The sequence below is a fragment of the Streptomyces sp. NPDC093546 genome (assembly GCF_044765045.1).
Classification (GTDB): domain Bacteria; phylum Actinomycetota; class Actinomycetes; order Streptomycetales; family Streptomycetaceae; genus Streptomyces.
In genome coordinates this window covers 131,205-149,755 of sequence record NZ_JBIWJG010000014.1, presented here as the reverse complement: position 1 = coordinate 149,755, position 18,551 = coordinate 131,205, and the positions used below count along the sequence as shown (strand labels likewise).

Annotated in this window: 14 protein-coding genes; 11 read left to right on the top strand and 3 right to left on the bottom strand. The window is 72.4% G+C overall.

Annotation, left to right across the window (positions count from 1 at the left end):
* Positions 1-25: 25 nt before the first annotated feature.
* The 4 genes from ACIRNI_RS26665 (at position 26) to ACIRNI_RS26650 (ending at position 6,690) form a co-directional block, all read left to right on the top strand.
* Positions 26-1,951: an IucA/IucC family protein gene (locus tag ACIRNI_RS26665; RefSeq protein WP_403555053.1), complete on the top strand. Its 1,926-nt coding sequence runs from the start codon at positions 26-28 to the stop codon at positions 1,949-1,951.
* A 39-nt stretch (positions 1,952-1,990) separates the two neighbouring features.
* Complete coding sequence (locus ACIRNI_RS26660) at positions 1,991-2,737, top strand: GNAT family N-acetyltransferase (RefSeq protein ID WP_403555051.1); 747 nt, start codon at positions 1,991-1,993, stop codon at positions 2,735-2,737.
* Positions 2,738-2,810: 73 nt separating this feature from the next.
* Positions 2,811-4,661 (top strand): IucA/IucC family protein, encoded by a 1,851-nt coding sequence (locus ACIRNI_RS26655; protein WP_403555049.1) that lies wholly within the window; start codon positions 2,811-2,813, stop codon positions 4,659-4,661.
* Positions 4,662-4,707: 46 nt separating this feature from the next.
* Complete coding sequence (locus ACIRNI_RS26650; protein ID WP_403555047.1) at positions 4,708-6,690, top strand: ATP-dependent DNA helicase; 1,983 nt, start codon at positions 4,708-4,710, stop codon at positions 6,688-6,690.
* An 83-nt stretch (positions 6,691-6,773) separates the two neighbouring features.
* On the opposite strand, the gene lexA is transcribed toward ACIRNI_RS26650, so the two are convergent.
* Positions 6,774-7,562, bottom strand: a complete 789-nt coding sequence (gene lexA, locus ACIRNI_RS26645; protein ID WP_403555045.1) for a transcriptional repressor LexA — start codon at positions 7,560-7,562, stop codon at positions 6,774-6,776.
* Positions 7,563-8,263: 701 nt separating this feature from the next.
* Between lexA and nrdR the strand changes: the two genes are divergently transcribed.
* Positions 8,264-8,776 (top strand): transcriptional regulator NrdR, encoded by a 513-nt coding sequence (gene nrdR / locus ACIRNI_RS26640; RefSeq protein WP_355356786.1) that lies wholly within the window; start codon positions 8,264-8,266, stop codon positions 8,774-8,776.
* 161 nt (positions 8,777-8,937) lie between these two features.
* Positions 8,938-11,835: a vitamin B12-dependent ribonucleotide reductase gene (locus tag ACIRNI_RS26635; protein ID WP_403555043.1), complete on the top strand. Its 2,898-nt coding sequence runs from the start codon at positions 8,938-8,940 to the stop codon at positions 11,833-11,835.
* 68 nt (positions 11,836-11,903) lie between these two features.
* Here the strand turns inward: ACIRNI_RS26635 and ACIRNI_RS26630 are convergent, their stop codons facing one another.
* The gene (locus tag ACIRNI_RS26630; protein WP_403555134.1) at positions 11,904-12,434 is read right to left on the bottom strand and encodes a TerD family protein; all 531 of its coding nucleotides are present in this window, start codon (positions 12,432-12,434) and stop codon (positions 11,904-11,906) included.
* 178 nt (positions 12,435-12,612) lie between these two features.
* Here ACIRNI_RS26630 and ACIRNI_RS26625 point away from each other — a divergent pair, with 178 nt between their 5' ends.
* The 5 genes from ACIRNI_RS26625 (at position 12,613) to ACIRNI_RS26605 (ending at position 17,727) form a co-directional block, all read left to right on the top strand.
* Positions 12,613-13,218: a YdbC family protein gene (locus ACIRNI_RS26625; RefSeq protein ID WP_403555041.1), complete on the top strand. Its 606-nt coding sequence runs from the start codon at positions 12,613-12,615 to the stop codon at positions 13,216-13,218.
* 77 nt (positions 13,219-13,295) lie between these two features.
* Positions 13,296-14,207 (top strand): ADP-ribosylglycohydrolase family protein, encoded by a 912-nt coding sequence (locus ACIRNI_RS26620; RefSeq protein ID WP_403555039.1) that lies wholly within the window; start codon positions 13,296-13,298, stop codon positions 14,205-14,207.
* Positions 14,208-14,360: 153 nt separating this feature from the next.
* Positions 14,361-16,055, top strand: a complete 1,695-nt coding sequence (locus tag ACIRNI_RS26615) for a DUF4153 domain-containing protein (protein WP_403555037.1) — start codon at positions 14,361-14,363, stop codon at positions 16,053-16,055.
* Positions 16,056-16,317: 262 nt separating this feature from the next.
* Positions 16,318-17,028 (top strand): ribonuclease HII, encoded by a 711-nt coding sequence (locus ACIRNI_RS26610; protein WP_403555035.1) that lies wholly within the window; start codon positions 16,318-16,320, stop codon positions 17,026-17,028.
* A gap of 90 nt (positions 17,029-17,118) precedes the next feature.
* Positions 17,119-17,727, top strand: a complete 609-nt coding sequence (locus tag ACIRNI_RS26605; protein ID WP_403555033.1) for a hypothetical protein — start codon at positions 17,119-17,121, stop codon at positions 17,725-17,727.
* 42 nt (positions 17,728-17,769) lie between these two features.
* On the opposite strand, the gene ACIRNI_RS26600 is transcribed toward ACIRNI_RS26605, so the two are convergent.
* The gene (locus tag ACIRNI_RS26600) at positions 17,770-18,399 is read right to left on the bottom strand and encodes a hypothetical protein (protein ID WP_403555031.1); all 630 of its coding nucleotides are present in this window, start codon (positions 18,397-18,399) and stop codon (positions 17,770-17,772) included.
* Positions 18,400-18,551: the final 152 nt, after the last annotated feature.

The following is an 18,551-nucleotide window of genomic DNA, read 5'->3' as shown; positions in this document are numbered from 1 at the left end:
ACACCCTCACCAGAAAGCGCCCTCCGTGAACAGCACCCCCGCACCCGAAGCAGCCGACGCCGACGGCCGCCCCACCGCCCCGCACCCGGGTCCCGGCCCCCTGACCCGAGACCCCCGCGCGGCCGAGTCGACGACGGTGCCGCGCCAGCAGCCGGGTGCGTACGCCGAGCGGCGCACCTCCACCGCCGCGCTGCCCGTCGACCACCTCGACGACCCCGACGCGCACCGCGCGGCGGACGCGGCGACCACCGAGAACCTGCTGCGCTGCTGGGTACGGGAGAAGAACCTGGCCGCACCCGCCGAGGCCCCCCTGCGGATCCCCCTCGACGCCAGCGGCACCGCCCTCCTGGTGCCCGTCCACTACTGGTCGGCCACCGGCTGGCACCGCTTCGGACCGCCCGCCCTCGAAGGCGCCCCCCGCACCGCCCCACCCGCCGACGCCGCGACGGTCGCCGCCCTGCTGAGCCGTGAAACCCACCGCGCCCCGGGCGCCGCCTCGGACCGCGAGCCCGCCCGCTCCGAAGGCGCCGACCTGGTGGCCCGGGTCGCCGACTCGGCCCGCCGCACCGCCGAGTTCATCGCCCACCGGCGCCGCCGGCCCACTCCCGTGTCGGAGGCCGACGCGTTCCTCGCCGCCGAGCAGTCGCTGGTGCTCGGCCACCCGCTCCACCCCACACCCAAGAGCCGCGAGGGACTCTCCGACGCCGAGGCACGCCTCTACTCACCGGAGTTGTACGGCTCCTTCCCCCTGCACTGGATGGCCGTCGACCGCTCCGTCCTGGCCGCCGACTCCGCCTGGACCGAACAGGGCCGCCCCCTGCCCGCCGACCGGATCACCGCCCGCCTCGCCGCCGGCCTGCGACTGCCCGACGGCACCGTCGCGTTGCCCGTGCACCCCTGGCAGGCCCGCGAACTGCGCCACCGCCCCCAGGCCGCCGAGCTCCTCGCCGCCGGACTCCTCCACGACCTGGGCCCCCACGGCACCCCCTGGTACCCCACCTCCTCCATCCGCACCGTCCATCAGCCGGGCGCCCCGGCCATGCTCAAGCTGTCGCTCGGCCTGCGCATCACCAACTCCCGCCGCGAGAACCTCCGCAAGGAGCTCCACCGGGGCGTCGAGGTCCACCGGCTGCTGCGCACCGGACTGGCCAAGCAGTGGCGGGCCGCCCACCCCGGATTCGACATCGTCCGGGACCCGGCCTGGCTCGCCGTCGACACCCCCTCCGGCGAGCCCGTCCCCGGGCTCGACGTGATGATCCGCCACAACCCCTTCGGCCCCGGCGACGACGCCGTCTGCATCGCGAGCCTCACCGCGCCGCGCCCCTGGCCCGGCAGCCCCCGCATGCGGTCGCGCCTCGCCGTCACCGTCTCCCGCCTCGCCGCCCGCACCGGCCGGCCCGCCGGAGCCGTCGCCGCCGAGTGGTTCCTGCGCTACCTGGACCACGTCGTACGCCCGGTGCTCTGGCTGGACGGCACGGCCGGCGTCGCCCTGGAGGCCCACCAGCAGAACACCCTGGTCGTCCTCGACCCCGACGGCTGGCCCATCGGCGGCCGCTACCGCGACAATCAGGGCTACTACTTCCGCGAGTCCCACCGCACGCCCCTGGAGCGCCGGTTGCCCGGTATCGGCGCCGAGAGCGACACCTTCGTCCCGGACGCCGTCACCGACGAGCGCTTCGCTTACTACCTCGGTATCAACAACGTCCTCGGCCTCATCGGGGCCTTCGGCGCCCAGCGCCTCGCCGACGAACGCCTCCTCCTCGCCGCCTTCCGCCAGTTCCTCACCACCGCCACCGCCCTCGGGTCACCGCTGCCGCGCCTCCTCCTCGACAGCCCCACCCTGCGCTGCAAGGCCAACCTCCTCACCCGGCTCCACGGCCTGGACGAACTCGTCGGCCCGGTCGACACCCAGTCCGTCTACGTCTCCGTCACCAACCCCCTCCACCCCTGAGACCACCGGCACCACCCCCTCCGCAGAGAGGAGCGCCCCATGCCTCCCACCGATGCGACCACCGGCACCGGAATCAGCCCCCGCCCCCCGTCGGACCCCGTCGGCACGGGCACGGAGGACACCCTGGACATGCGGCTGCCGGACGACCTCATCGCCCTGTTGACGGCGGACGAGCCGATCCCCGCAGACCAGCCGCGGAACACCCTCGCCGACGGCGACCTCCTCGACGCGGTCGCCGGCTGGGGCGCGGCCACCACCCCCGCGGGCGTCTTCCGGCTCGTGCCCGTACGCATCCAGCGCGACCTGCCGCTGATCACCCGCTGGATGAACGACCCCGCGGTCGCCGCCTTCTGGGACCTCGCCGGCCCCGAAGCCGTCACCGCCGCCCACCTGCGCGCCCAACTCGACGGCGACGGCCGCAGCGTGCCCTGTCTCGGCGTCCTGGGCGACGCGCCCATGAGCTACTTCGAGATCTACCGCGCCGACCTCGACCCGCTGGCCCGCCACTACCCCGCGCGTCCGCACGACACCGGCGTCCACCTCCTCATCGGCGGCGTCGCCGACCGCGGCCGCGGCCTCGGCACCACCCTCCTGAGGGCCGTCGCCGACCTCGTCCTCGACCACCGCCCCAGCTGCACCCGGGTCATCGCCGAGCCGGATCTGCGCAACACCCCCTCCCTCTCCGCCTTCATGACCGCCGGATTCCGCTTCTGCGCGGAACTCGACATCCCGGACAAGAGAGCCGCCCTCATGATCCGCGACCGCGCCCTGAGACACCTCCTGTGAACGGCCTCCCCCTCCACACCTCCGCCTTACGTACCCCACCCGACCCGCATCGGTCCCACCCCGAGGAGTCCACGTGCCGAAGTCCCCTGCCGTCCCCGACTCCGCGGATGCGTCCGCCCCGGCGCAGGACACACCGCCGTCGGCCACCCCGCCCGAGCTGACCGCGGAGGCGTGGGACCGCGCCTCGCGCCGCCTCCTCGCCAAGATGATCGGCGAGTTCGCCTACGAGGAGATCGTCGAGCCCGCGCCCGCCGGCCCGCCGGCCGCCGCGGGGGCACCGGCGGACGACCCGTACGACCCGTACACGCTCCGGCTCGACGACGGCTCCCTGCTCGCCTTCACCGCACGCCGCACCGCGTACGGCAGCTGGCGGGTGGCTCCCGACTCGATCACCTGCGACGGGAAGCCCTTCACGGACCCGCTCGGCTTCCTCGTCCGGGCCCGGGGCCTGCTTGCCATCGACGGCGCCACCCTCGGCCACCTCCTGCGCGAGCTGACCACCACGCTCGCCGCCGACACCCGGCTCGACCACACCGCGCTCGGCGCCGACCAGCTGGCCGAGCTCGACTACGCGGACCTCGAAGGCCACCAGACCGGCCACCCGTGGATCGTCCTCAACAAGGGCCGCATCGGCTTCTCCGCCGACGACGCGGCCCGCTGGGCACCCGAAGCCCGCAGACCGGCCCGGCTGCCGTGGATCGCCGCCTCCACCGAGCTCGCCGCCTATCGCGGGGTCACCGGACTTGATATCCCCGAGCAGCTCTACGCCCGCGAGCTCGACCCGGACGTCCACGACTCCTTCACCGCCGCGCTCCGCGCCCGGGGCCTCGACCCCGCCGCGTACCTCCTCCTCCCCGTCCACCCCTGGCAGTGGGACGAGGTGCTGCTGCCGCTCTACGCCCCCGCCATCGCCCGCGATCTCATCGTGCCACTGGGCACCGACAACGACGTCCGGCTGCCGCAGCAGTCCATCCGCACCTTCCTCAACACCAGCCGTCCCGAGCGGCACACCGTCAAGCTGCCGCTCTCCGTCCTCAACACCCTCGTCTGGCGCGGGCTGCCGACCGCCCGCACGCTCGCCGCCCCGGCCGTCACCGCCTGGGTCCACACCCTGCGCGACGGCGACCCCTTCCTGCGCGACGAGTGCGGCGTGATCCTCCAGGGCGAGGTCGCCTCCGTCACCGTCGAGCACCCCCTCTACGACCACCTGCCCGAGGTCCCGTACCAGTACAAGGAGCTCCTCGGGGCGATCTGGCGCGAACCCCTGCGCCTGCCGCCCGGCGAACGCGCCCGGACCCTCGCGGCGCTGCTGTACACCGACCCCCGCGGCCGCGCCTTCACCGCCGAGCTGGTGGCCCGCTCGGGACTCGCCCCCAAGGCGTGGCTGCAGCGCCTCTTCGCCGCCCTGCTGCCGCCCCTGCTGCACTTCCTCCACCGCTACGGGACCGTCTTCTCCCCGCACGGCGAGAACGCCATCGTCGTCTTCGACGACCACGACGTGCCCGTACGGCTCGCGATCAAGGACTTCGTCGACGACATCAACGTCAGCGCCCGGCCCCTGCCAGAGCACGACACCATGCCCGACGACGTACGGGCCACCCTCCTCACCGAGGAGCCCGCGTTCCTGACCCAGTTCATCCACTCCGGTCTCTTCGTCGGGGTGTTCCGCTTCCTGGCACCGCTGTGCGAGGAGCAACTCGGCGTCCCCGAGAGCGATTTCTGGTCACTCGTACGGGCGGAAATCCTGCGCTACCAGGCCCGCTTCCCGGAGCTGAAGGACCGCTTCGAGCTCTTCGACCTCTTCACGCCGCGCATCGAGCGGCTCTGCCTCAACCGCAACCGGCTGCATCTGGACGGTTACCGCGACCGCCCGCAGCGCCCGCACGCGGCGGTCCACGGCACCGTGCCCAATCCGCTGGCATGATCGCCGTGATCGGATTGTCAGTGCCGCACCGTAGGGTGGACGGGCTATGACGAAGCCATCCCTCCCCGACCTCCTCCACGCCGCCGTCACCGCCGTCGGCGGCGTGGAACGGCCAGGCCAGGTCACCATGGCCGAGGCCGTCGCCCAGGCCATCGACGACGGTTCCCACCTGCTCGTCCAGGCCGGCACCGGCACCGGAAAGTCCCTCGGCTACCTGGTGCCCGCCCTGGCGCACGGGGACCGTGTGGTGGTCGCCACCGCCACCCTGGCCCTCCAGCGGCAGCTGGTCGAGCGCGACCTGCCCCGGACGGTCGACGCGCTGCACCCGCAGCTGCGCCGCCGCCCGGACTTCGCGATGCTCAAGGGCCGGTCGAACTACCTGTGCCTGCACCGCCTGCACGAGGGCGTCCCGCAGGACGACGAAGAGGGACTGTTCGACGCCTTCGAGGCCGCGGCGCCCACCAGCAAGCTCGGCAAGGACCTGCTCCGGCTGCGCGACTGGTCCGACGAGACGGAGACCGGCGACCGGGACGACCTGACGCCCGGCGTCTCGGACCGCGCCTGGGCCCAGGTGTCGGTGTCGTCCCGGGAGTGCCTGTCCGCGTCGAAGTGCGCGTACGGCGCCGAGTGCTTCGCCGAGGCCGCGCGCGAGCGCGCCAAGCTCGCCGATGTCGTGGTCACCAACCACGCCCTCCTCGCCATCGACGCGATCGAGGGCGCCCCCGTGCTCCCCGAGCACGACGTGCTGATCGTCGACGAGGCCCACGAGCTGGTCTCCCGGGTCACCGGCGTCGCCACCGGCGAGCTCACCCCCGGCCAGGTCAACCGCGCGGTGCGGCGCGCCGCCAAGCTGGTCAACGAGAAGGTCGCCGATCAGCTCCAGACGGCCGCGGAGGGCTTCGAGCGGTTGATGGAGCTGGCCCTGCCGGGGCGCCTGGAGGAGATCCCGGAGGACCTCGGGTACGCGCTGATGGCGCTGCGCGACGCCGCCAGGGCCGTCATCTCGGCGCTGGGCTCCACGCGCGACAAGTCGGTGCAGGACGAGGACGCGGTGCGCAGGCAGGCGCTCGCCTCCGTCGAGACCGTGCACGACGTGGCCGAGCGGATCACCCAGGGCTCCGAGTACGACGTCGTCTGGTACGAGCGCCATGACCGCTTCGGCGCCTCCCTGCGCGTCGCGCCGCTCTCCGTGTCCGGGCTGCTGCGCGAGAAGCTGTTCGCCGACCGGTCGGTGGTCCTCACTTCCGCCACGCTGAAGCTGGGCGGGGACTTCAACGGGGTGGGGGCCTCGCTGGGCCTGGCCCCGGAGGGCACCGAGGGCGACGACGTACCGGTCTGGAAGGGCATCGACGTCGGCTCGCCGTTCGACTATCCGAAGCAGGGCATCCTGTACGTCGCACGGCATCTGGCCACTCCGGGCCGCGAGGGCAGCCGTACGGACATGCTGGACGAGCTCGCGGAGCTGGTGGAGGCCGCCGGCGGCCGTACGCTCGGCCTGTTCTCGTCCATGCGGGCCGCCCAGGCCGCGGCCGAGGAGCTGCGCGGGAGGCTCGACAAGCCGATCCTGCTCCAGGGCGAGGACACCTTGGGCGAACTGATCAAGAACTTCGCGGGGGACGCCGAGACCTGCCTGTTCGGCACGCTGTCGCTGTGGCAGGGCGTCGATGTGCCGGGCCCGAACTGCCAGCTGGTGGTGATGGACCGGATTCCGTTCCCGCGCCCCGACGACCCGCTGATGAGCGCGCGGCAGAAGGCGGTGGAGGAGGCCGGGGGCAATGGCTTCATGGCCGTCGCGGCGACGCACGCCGCCCTGCTGATGGCGCAGGGAGCGGGGCGCCTGGTGCGCGCCACGGGGGACCGGGGTGTCGTGGCCGTCCTGGACCCGCGCCTGGCCACCGCCCGGTACGGCAGCTACCTGCGGGCCTCCCTGCCCGACTTCTGGTACACGACCGACCGCAATCAGGTGCGGCGCTCGCTCGCCGCGATCGACGCGGCGGCGAAGGCGGCGGCGCAGGCCCCGGGGGCGTAACCCCCGATGGGCGTGTGACATGGGAGGACCCCGGGACCGGCGCAGTGGGTCCCGGGGCCGATCAGGGGTCGGCGGGGGAGGGGTCAGACCCGCCGCAGCACCGCTACGACCTTGCCGAGGATCGTAGCCTCGTCGCCGGGGATCGGCTGGTACGCCGCATTGTGCGGGAGCAGCCAGACGTGGCCGTCCTCGCGCTTGAACCGCTTCACGGTTGCCTCGCCGTCCAGCATGGCGGCGACGATGTCGCCGTTCTCCGCGACGGGCTGGCGGCGCACGGTCACCCAGTCGCCGTCGCAGATGGCGGCCTCGATCATGGAGTCGCCGACGACCTTCAGGACGAAGAGCTCTCCGTCGCCGACGAGCTGGCGGGGCAGGGGGAAGACGTCCTCGACCGACTCCTCCGCCAGGATGGGGCCGCCGGCCGCGATCCGGCCGACCAGCGGGACGTACGACGCGGCGGGCTTGCCGGTGGTGTCCGTCGGCTGGGTGCTGGGCTGGTCGGAGCCGCGGACCTCGTACGCCCTCGGCCGGTGGGGGTCGCGGCGGAGGAATCCCTTGCGCTCCAGTGCCATCAGCTGGTGGGCGACGGAGGAGGTGCTGGACAGCCCCACGGCCTGGCCGATCTCGCGCATGGACGGCGGGTAGCCTCGCCGCTGCACGGAGTCCCGGATCACCTCGATGACGCGGCGCTGCCGGTCCGTGAGTCCGGAGCTGTCCGCCCGGATGCCGGGAGGTCGCCCGGGGAGGGAGCGCGTGGGCGGCTTGGCGCCCTCCGCGTTCGTCGTCGCATCATTCATGGCATGTACCGGCTCAAGTCGGCTCTGGGAGCGGTCCTGGGCAGTGATGGTGGCACTGTCTGCGGTGGTAGTCACGTCGGCCCCTCTCGAATGTTCTCCCTAGCCGGACAACGGTAGTGGCTTTCGAAAGGTTGCGCCAAACACACGTTCGAGTGAAAAATCGCGGAATGGCTTACGTGTGCGTGTGACTAGGTGTATGTGCGACGCTTCCCGGAATTCTCGCTGCTCGCTGCGGTGGCAATTTCGGTTCATGACGCTAGCCTCCGCCACCGTCGCCCGGTGGGGCGGGGGTGGCCCGGGGTGCCAGTCTGCCATCCGCCGCCCCCCGGGCCGGAGGCGCCGCGCCCGTCCCGTAGGCTCGTGCCCGCCGCCGTGCCCCCCGCCCGCCCTCGCGTGCCGCGGGGGTGTGCCGTCGTCGGTGGCCGTCGTCGGTAAGGTGCCGGCATCCGCGTTCGTCCGTCCCCCGGAACAGGGGCTCGGAGTCATGCCCGCGGCGCCCTGAAGGGGCTTCCCGGCGGGGCGGTGCCGGGCTGGTGCCGCGTCGGCGCCGCGCTGGCCTCGGGGTACTGCGGACCGTGTCCGAGTCGCGACACGCGGCTGGTGGTGATTGGCCGCCCAGACCCTAGATCTAGTGGTTGTATGTCCTCGGCCGCCCAAGTGTTGTGGTCCCCCGGTCTTCCGGGGGTGTGGCGATCGCCTATGCTTATGGCTGCTTCGAGGGGCCTGACGGCCCCGGCGAGGCTATTCAGTCGTGCTGTGAAGGAGGGTTGGGAGCCATGCACTGCCCCTTCTGCAGGCACCCCGACAGCCGCGTCGTCGACAGTCGCACCACCGACGACGGGACCTCCATCCGGCGCCGCCGCCAGTGCCCCGACTGCTCCCGCCGTTTCACCACGGTGGAGACGTGCTCGCTGATGGTGATCAAGCGCAGTGGGGTCACCGAGCCCTTCAGCCGCACCAAGGTCATCAACGGCGTACGGAAGGCATGCCAGGGGCGGCCCGTCACCGAGGACGCCCTCGCCCAGCTCGGCCAGCGGGTCGAGGAGGCGGTGCGTGCCACCGGCAGCGCGGAACTGACCACACACGACGTCGGACTGGCCATACTCGGCCCGCTGCAGGAGCTCGACCTCGTCGCGTACCTGCGCTTCGCGTCCGTGTACCGGGCGTTCGACTCGCTCGAAGACTTCGAGGCGGCCATCGCGGAGCTCCGCGACGGACGGCCACCCGCGGAAGGGCGCGGGCCCGGTGCGACCCCAGAGGTCCCGGTGCCCGCGACCGCCGCCGACTGATCGAGCCGTCCGGCGATCGACAGTGATCGTCGGCGACCGGCAGTGATCGGCAAAAGACCTGTCACGGGCGCTGTGCGCGGCGTTCGCGACACCAGACACAAACTGTGCCTTGGGAAGATCTGGGCACTTCAGGGCGTTTTTGCCCACATATGGGAGGCGGCATGACAGAGACGACGAGCGGCCCGGCACGAGGCGCCCGCGCCAAGGGAGCCAAGGTGAACAAGGGCCTGCGTATCGAGCGCATCCACACGACCCCCGGCGTGCACCCGTACGACGAGGTGGTCTGGGAGCGTCGTGACGTCGTCATGACCAACTGGCGCGACGGCTCGGTCAATTTCGAGCAGCGTGGCGTCGAGTTCCCCGACTTCTGGTCGGTGAACGCGGTCAACATCGTCACCAGCAAGTACTTCCGCGGAGCCGTCGGCACCCCGCAGCGGGAGACCAGCCTCAAGCAGCTGATCGACCGCATCGTGAAGACGTACCGCAAGGCCGGTGAGGACTACAACTACTTCTCCTCGCCCGCCGACGCCGAGATCTTCGAGCACGAGCTCGCCTACGCCCTCCTGCACCAGATCTTCAGCTTCAACTCCCCGGTGTGGTTCAACGTCGGCACGCCGCAGCCCCAGCAGGTCTCCGCCTGCTTCATCCTGTCCGTCGACGACTCCATGGAGTCGATCCTCGACTGGTACAAGGAAGAGGGCATGATCTTCAAGGGCGGCTCCGGCGCCGGCCTGAACCTCTCCCGCATCCGCTCCTCCAAGGAGCTCCTCTCCTCCGGCGGCAACGCCTCCGGCCCCGTCTCCTTCATGCGCGGCGCCGACGCCTCCGCCGGAACGATCAAGTCCGGTGGCGCCACCCGCCGCGCCGCCAAGATGGTCATCCTCGACGTCGACCACCCCGACATCGAGGACTTCATCGAGACCAAGGTGAAGGAAGAGGAGAAGATCCGCGCCCTGCGTGACGCGGGCTTCGACATGGACCTGGGCGGCGACGACATCACGTCCGTCCAGTACCAGAACGCCAACAACTCCGTCCGCGTGAACGACGAGTTCATGAAGGCCGTGGAGTCCGGCGGCACGTTCGGCCTGCGCGCCCGCATGACCGGCGAGGTCATCGAGGAGGTCGACGCCAAGTCCCTCTTCCGCAAGATGGCCGAGGCCGCCTGGGCCTGCGCCGACCCCGGCATCCAGTACGACGACACGATCAACCGCTGGCACACCTGCCCGGAGTCCGGCCGCATCAACGGCTCGAACCCCTGCAGCGAGTACATGCACCTGGACAACACCTCGTGCAACCTCGCCTCGCTGAACCTGATGAAGTTCCTCAAGGACGACGGCAAGGGCAACCAGTCCTTCCAGTCCGAGCGCTTCGCCAAGGTCGTCGAGCTCGTCATCACCGCGATGGACATCTCCATCTGCTTCGCCGACTTCCCGACCGAGAAGATCGGCGAGAACACCCGCGCCTTCCGCCAGCTGGGCATCGGCTACGCCAACCTCGGCGCCCTGCTGATGGCGACGGGCCACGCGTACGACTCCGACGGCGGCCGCGCGCTCGCCGGTGCCATCACCTCCCTGATGACGGCCACCTCCTACCGCCGCTCCGCCGAGCTGGCCGCGGTCGTGGGCCCGTACGACGGCTACGCCCTCAACGCCGAGCCGCACAAGCGCGTCATGAAGCAGCACTCCGACGCCAACGCCACGGCCGTCCGCATGGACGACCTGGACACGCCGATCTGGGCCGCGGCGACCGAGGCCTGGCAGGACGTCCTCCGCCTCGGCGAGAAGAACGGCTTCCGTAACTCCCAGGCGTCCGTCATCGCCCCGACCGGCACCATCGGTCTGGCGATGTCCTGCGACACCACCGGCCTCGAGCCCGACCTCGCCCTGGTCAAGTTCAAGAAGCTGGTCGGCGGCGGCTCGATGCAGATCGTCAACGGCACCGTCCCGCAGGCCCTGCGCCGCCTGGGCTACCAGGAGGAGCAGATCGAGGCGATCGTCGCCCACATCGCCGAGCACGGCAATGTGATCGACGCCCCCGGCCTCAAGCAGGAGCACTACGAGGTCTTCGACTGCGCCATGGGCGAGCGCTCCATCTCCGCGATGGGCCACGTCCGCATGATGGCCGCGATCCAGCCCTGGATCTCCGGCGCCCTGTCCAAGACGGTCAACCTGCCGGAGACGGCGACCGTCGAGGACGTCGAAGAGGTCTACTTCGAGGCGTGGAAGATGGGCGTCAAGGCGCTCGCGATCTACCGCGACAACTGCAAGGTCGGCCAGCCCCTCTCCGCCAAGAAGAAGGAGCAGGAGAAGGCCGAGGTCACCGAGAAGGCCGAGGAGACGATCCGCGCCGCGGTCGAGAAGGTGGTCGAGTACCGTCCCGTCCGCAAGCGCCTCCCCAAGGGCCGCCCGGGCATCACCACCTCCTTCACGGTGGGCGGCGCCGAGGGCTACATGACCGCCAACTCCTACCCGGACGACGGTCTCGGTGAGGTCTTCCTGAAGATGTCCAAGCAGGGTTCGACGCTCGCGGGCATGATGGACGCCTTCTCCATCGCCGTCTCGGTGGGTCTGCAGTACGGCGTGCCCCTGGAGACGTACGTCTCGAAGTTCACCAACATGCGCTTCGAGCCGGCCGGCATGACGGACGACCCGGACGTGCGGATGGCGCAGTCGATCGTCGACTACATCTTCCGCCGCCTGGCGCTGGACTTCCTGCCCTTCGAGACCCGCTCGGCGCTCGGCATCCACTCGGCCGAGGAGCGCCAGCGCCACCTGGAAACCGGTTCGTACGAGCAGTCCGTCGACGATGTCGAGGTGGACGTCGAGGGCCTCGCCCAGTCCGCCCCGCGCCAGCAGGAGGCGCCGAAGACGGTGGCCGCGACCGGCACGAAGGCGGAGGTTCCGGCTCCGAAGCAGGCGCACACCTCGGCGGAGCTCGTCGAGATGCAGCTCGGCATCAGCGCGGACGCGCCGCTCTGCTTCTCCTGCGGTACGAAGATGCAGCGGGCCGGGTCCTGCTACATCTGCGAGGGCTGTGGCTCCACCAGCGGCTGCAGCTGATCCTTGAGGAAGGGAGGGGTGCCGGCCACGGGCCGGTGCCCCTCCCTTCCGCTATCCCCGGGCGTCCTTCACGACGTCCGGGCGCCCATCAGCCCGGTGAAGGACTCCGGATCGGTGTCGAAGCCGCGCAGCGTACGGCGGTACTCCCAGGCGCCCGACTCCTCGCGCACGAACTCGGCGACGATCGCGGCGGTCGCCTCCCGGACGTCCTGGAAATCGTGGCCGTCCAGTTCCCGGTAGCCCTGCCGCACCGCCACCCGGGTGCCCGTCACATCGCCGAACGCGCACCGTCCGCCACCCTGCTGTATGGCCACACCGACCACCACGCGCCCGTACGCCGCGGCGAGGCGGTACAGCTCCAGCGTCATCACCTCGTCGGCCCCGAAGCCCTGGCCGTTGCTGCTCTCCCGCTGGAGCGTGATGGTGCCGTCCGGGGAGCGGCTCCCGAAGTGCACCAGATAGGCCGGCTCGCCATAGGGAGCGTCCACCCCGTAGACCGCGGCGATGATGTCGAGATCGTTGTCGGGAGCGCCGGCGGGGCTCGGGTCCCACTTGAGCGTGATCTCGGCCTTGTCGATCCCCTTGTTGACGCTGTTCACCGGGTTCCCCTCTCTCGTACGGTCGGACCAACTCCTGGTGGCCCTCGGGTCCTTCGGCATGCTGACATGGTGTCACGGGGCTCGCCCCGGCGGACGCCGGACAACGGCCACCCTGTGTGGGGCGGCCGGGTATGCGGAGCGTGACCCACGCCACGTCGCCCCGCCGTACGATGGCGCGGTGCTGGTCAAGTGGATTCGCTGCACCGTGGTGGACCGTCGTGGGTTCGAGCGGGGACAGCGGAAATGGGCGGGGCTGCTGGGTGAGCCGGGATTCCGGGGGCAGGGCGGCGGATGGAGCCGGGCACGACCCGGTGTGGCGCACGTCTTCGCCTTCTGGGAGAGCCGTGCGTTCTACGACTCCTTCATGGCGCGCTCGTACGACCGGCTGGCGGCCGCGCAGTCGGGCACGTACAAGGACATGCAGGTGAAGCTGTTCGACTACCGCTTCGACGTGAAGACGGGGTTCGAGCCGCGGTTCACGGACGCCGACGTCGTCCGGGTCGCGCACAGCAGGGTCCGCGCGGAGCGGGTCGAGCACTTCGCGCTGATGCAGGAGAAGGTGTGGAACCCGGCGATGGCGGGTTCGCCCGGGATGCTGCGCGGGCTGTTCGGGGAGGCGCCCGGCAACGAGTTCCTGGTGCTGTCGATGTGGCGGTCGGCGGCCGAGTACGGCAAGTACCGCACGGAGCGGGTGGAGCGGCTCGCGCTGCGCGCGCAGATCGAGGCGGACGTGGCGGCGCTGACGGGGGACGTCGTGGACCTGGAAGCCGCCTGGACGGTGTGACGCGAGGGGCTGGACGGGCGGGTGGGCGCTCGCGTGGCCCCGGGGCGTGACGGCGTACCGGATAGAGTGGCAGTGCGATGACCGCTGACTCCTCTCTCGACCGGCGCTTCGAACGCGCCCTGGCCAGCCTGCGCGGACTGGCCGTGGGAGACGCCCTGGGCTCCCAGTTCTTCGTCCCCGCCCACTACCCCCTGCTGAAGCGGCGCGAGCTGCCGCCGGAGCCCTGGCAGTGGACCGACGACACCGAGATGGCCTGCTCCGTGCTCGCCGTGCTCGCGCAGCACGGCCGTATCGACCAGGACGCCCTCGCCCGCTCCTTCGCCGAGCACCACGACTTCGACCGCGGCTACGGCCCCGCCGTCAACCGGATGCTCCGGCTGATCCGCGAGGGCGGCGACTGGCGGGAACTGGCCGCCGCGCTCTTCAAGGGCCAGGGCTCGTGGGGCAACGGCGCCGCCATGCGCATCGCCCCGCTCGGGGCCTGGTACGCCGACGACCCGGAGCAGGCCACGCACCAGGCCGAGATCTCCTCGTACACCACCCACCAGCACCGCGAGGCCGTGGTGGGCTGCATGGCCGTCGCGGCCGCCGCCGCGCTCGCCGCCGCTCCGGACGGGCCGCCCAAGCCCGAGGAGCTCCTCGACGGCGTCGTCGCGCTGGTGCCGCGCAGCGCCGTGGGCGCCGGGCTGCGCCGCGCCCGGGACATGCTGGACTACGGTGACGCCGGGACCGTCGCGGCGGTGCTCGGATGCGGACGGCGTACGAGCGCGCACGACACGGTGCCGTTCGCGCTGTGGTCGGCGGCCCGCGCCCTCGGCGACTTCGAGCGCGCCTTCTGGACGACCGCGCAGGTGGGCGGCGACGTCGACACCACCTGCGCCATCACCGGGGGAGTGGTGGCCGCCGCCGAGGGCGGGGCGCCGCCCGCGCGGTGGCTGGAGCGCACGGAGGAGCTGCCCGGCTGGCTGCCCACGGGACCGGCCCGCTGAGCCGCGCCCCCTCTCCTCCGTCCGTAGGTCCGTACGTATGTCACGGTCCTGCCACAGCACGCGTTCGGCTCGTGGCGGGCGCCGCTCCCAGGGCTACTCTTTCGGCCACGCCGTCGCGTTGATCATGACAAGCGCGCGCTGGGGGAGGGGCCCGTGACAGACACGCCATCGCCATCCGCATCGCCATCTCCACCGCCGTCGACGCCGCCACCGCCGTCCCGGTCGAGGGCGGAGGCCGGCGGCCCGGAGTTCGCGCCCGGGGCGCTGCGCGACCCCTGGCGGCGGCCCCCGGCGGGCCGGCCGGAGACCTGGTTCACGCGCATCAGCCCCAAGGCGCCGGGCCCCGTGCCGACGGCCACGCTCTGGGGCGTCCTCGCCACGGCGCTGCTCAGCGCGCTGCTGTTCGGTGAGGGACTGGGTCTGAACCTGATCCTGGTGGCGATACCGGCGACCCTCGCCGCGTACGCCGCCGCACGGGCGGCCGGGCGCCGGGCCCGCCCCTGGACGCTGGTCTGGGGCGTCGGCGGCCTGGCCCTGCTCACGATCCCCGCCCTGCGCGACGCGGGCTGGCCCACCTTCCTCGCCCTCCTCGGCGCCGTGGGCCTCGCCTCCCTCGCGCTGCACGGCGGCCGCACCTGGCGGGCCGTCGTCTTCGGGCCCATCGGGCTGTTCGAGTCCGTCGGCTCGGGCATCGGCTGGGGCCTGCGCGGGGTGCGCGGGCTGCTGGACGGTTCGCGGGGCCGCGCGGGGGTCGTGCTGCGGACGACCGCGGTGGCGGTGGGGCTCCTGGTCGTGTTCGGGGCGCTGTTCGCCGGGGCCGACGCGGCCTTCGCCGATCTGCTCGGCGCGCTGATGCCGGACGTCGACTCGGTCGCCGACGGGCCCGCGCGCGTCGCCTTCTTCTCGCTCGGTCTCCTGGGCGCACTCGCCGCCGCCCGGACGGCGGCCGCCCCGCTGCGCTGGGACCGCCTCGAACCCCGCCCCGGCCGGCCGCGCGGCCGCATGGAATGGGCGCTTCCACTGATCGTGCTCAATCTGCTGTTCGCCGCCTTCAACGCCGTCCAGCTCGCCGTCCTCTTCGGCGGGTACGAGAAGGTGCTCAGCGAGACGGGCCTGACCTACGCGGAGTACGCGCGCCAGGGCTTCTGGCAGCTGCTGTGGGCCACGCTCCTCACGCTCGCCGTGATCGGGCTCGCGCTGCGCTGGGCACCGCGCGGCGGCGCCCGCGACCGGAACCTGGTCCGTGCCGTGCTGGGCACCCTGTGCCTGCTCACCCTCGTCGTGGTCGCGTCCGCCCTGCGCCGGATGGACCTCTACGTCGACGCGTACGGACTGACGCGGCTGAGGATCTCGGTGGCCGCCATGGAGCTGTGGCTGGGCCTCGTGATCGTCCTGATCATGGCCGCCGGCGTCCTCGGCGCGCGCCTGCTGCCGCTGCCCCGCGCCGTCGCCGCCAGTGCCGCCGCGGGGGTGCTCGCCTTCGGCCTGATGTCGCCGGACGCGCGGGTGGCGGAGCAGAACGTCCAGCGCTACGAGCGCACGCAGAAGATCGACATCGGGTACCTGGACGGGCTGTCCGCCGACGCCGTACCCGCCCTCGACCGGTTGCCCGAACCGCTGCGCTCCTGCGCTCTCAGGAACATCGCGGCCGATCTGGCCGAGTGGGAGATGCCCTGGTACGCGACGAGTTGGGGCGAGCACCGGGCCCGGGAGATCCTCGCCGAGCGGGGCATCTCGACGGACGGGTACGTCTGCACGCCCGGCGACGGCCGGTACGGCGGGGCCGATCCGTACGATTCGCGCGACCCGTTCGACTCGTCGGAACCGTACGTTCCGCAGGGCGGATGAGCGGGAGCATCCTCGGGGCCGTTGCTTCACGAATGCGACAACGCGAGCGCGGAAGGTGTTCGTGCACCGCGGAGTCGAGGAATTCCGGCCACGGTGTCGTACCGGTCGGACGTATGCGCCAGTGAAGGGGCGGACGCCGCTTGCGAGCAGGCGGCCGACCGTTCCACGGCGCGTGTCATGAGGCCGCCGCCCAGGCCTCCGGACGTCTGATCGCAATCCGGGTGTTGCGGGCGGGGGTGGGCGGCGTAACCTATCTGGCGCCATGCCGTACGAACCACCCACCCACACCGTCGAGCGCTCGCTCCGAGCGACCACCGGCGCCAAGATCATTGCCGGAGTCGACGAGGTCGGACGCGGGGCGTGGGCCGGGCCCGTCACCGTCTGCGCGGCCGTCACCGGCCTGCGACGGCCCCCCGTCGGCCTCACCGACTCCAAACTCATCACCCCCAGGCGCCGCGGTGAACTCGCCCTGGAGCTGGAGCAGTGGGTCACCTCGTACGCGCTCGGTCACGCCTCCCCGGAGGAGATCGACGAGCTCGGGATGACCGCGGCGCTGCGGCTCGCCGCCGTACGCGCTTTGGACGGGCTGCCCGTGCGGCCCGACGCGGTGATCCTGGACGGCAAGCACGACTACCTCGGGCAGCCCTGGCGGGTCCGTACGGTGATCAAGGGGGACCAGTCCTGTGTCGCGGTCGCGGCGGCCTCGGTGATCGCCAAGGTGCGGCGGGACGCGATGATGGCCGAACTGGAGGCCGAGTCCGGGCGGTACGCGGCGTTCGAGTTCGGCGCCAACGCCGGCTATCCGTCGCCGGTCCACAAGGCGGCCCTGCGGGAGTGGGGGCCCACGCCCCACCACCGCATGACCTGGGCGTACCTGGACGGGCTGCCCCAGTGGCGGCACCTCAAGAAGGTCCGTGTCCCGGCGCAGACCGCCGCCCTGGAAAGCGGGGGCCAGCTGGGCTTCGACTTCTGACCCTCCCGCAGCGCCCCGCCGAGCAGCCGGGACGCGTGTATACGCCACCCGCCGGTGCCCCTCGCACCGGCGTTTGATAGACATCCACTTATGCCTCTCATCCCCGAGGAGCCTCAGATTCACGAGAGTGCCCAGGGTCCCCGCGCCACTCCGGCCGCCGGCCGCCCCGCGCCGACCCCCCGTCCCGTACCCGGTCCGCGTACCGCGGCCTCACCGCGACCCGGTCGTCCGGGTCCCGCTCCGGCCCGGCCCACGCCCCCGGTGCCACGCCCGCACACCGGGCAGGAGAATCGTTCCGCGTCGCCGACGCGGCCGCAGATCCAGCTGATCCCCGCCCCGGCGGCCGGCGCGCTCGACGCCGCCGAGGAGGCCGTGGACCTGCTGCTGGAGACCGGCCGGGCGCCAGGCGACATCCTGGTGCTCACGACCGGCGAGCCGCACCTGTGGGCGACGCACGAGCTGTCCTTCGGCGACGCCGCCTACTGGGCCCAGCACGACGCCCGCGACGACGTGTTCTTCGCGGACGCCGCCGCCGTGGAGCGCGCCGCGCAGCGGCCCGTGGTCGTCGTCGCGGTCAACGGCGGCGACGACGAGGCGGCCGCCCGGGTCCTGCCCGCCGCGTTGCAGCGGGCCGGCGCGCTGCTGATCGTCTGCGGCGACCCGCAGCGCATCAACTCCGTGCTGGGCGCGGCGGCCTGACACCCCGACGTACGCAAGAGGGCCTGTCTCTGGAGGCAGGCCCTAACGTGCCGCCGTACGGCGCAGGGGTTCCGCCGCGCCGCCGGCCGTGCGCGGCATCGGGCGCTCCTCGTCGGCCGAGCTGTCGGCGATGTCGCCGGGGGCCGACAGGGAGTGCGGGCGCCGGCCCCCGCGGCCCTCGCCGAGCACGTGCCAGCCGCCCCTGGTGAGCGTGATGTACGCGCCGCAGCGCAGGCCGTGCAGCGTGCACGCGTCCCGCAGGCCCCACATCCAGGCGCCGTCCTCCTCCGTCCAGCGCTCGTCGCCCTCGCGGCAGTAGAGCAGGACGGCCGTCCGCACGGGGGTGCGGCGCCGCAGGTCGTGCGGGAGGACCCGGCGCAGGTGGGCGAGGAGCGCGTTGCGGAACTCCCAGCCGTCCGCGGCGACCGGGCGGCGGGTGAACGAGGCGCTGGCGGTGAGCCGTTCCTCGTGGTCGAGGACGGCGACCACGGCGGTCGCCGGCGTCGGCCGGTGGCGGGCGTGCAGGCCGCTGACGACCTCGCGCGGATTGCGCAGCAGCGGGATCCCCGCCGCCGCCCACTCGGCCGGTTCGAGCATCCGGGCGAGGCGGCTGGGGGAGTCGGCGGGGGCGGTGAGCGAGGTGGCTGCGGACGGAGCGAATCCGAAGGTCACGGTCCTCCCTTCGCATACGCGCCCACAGTGCGGGCAGGGTGAGTGAGGGCGCACCGTGGCGCAGCCCTGCAGACCCCTCCGAACCGCGGCGAGCCGTTCGGGGGGCGGATTCCAATTCTTGCGGGCGCAACGGGCAAGCGGCAACGAGCAAT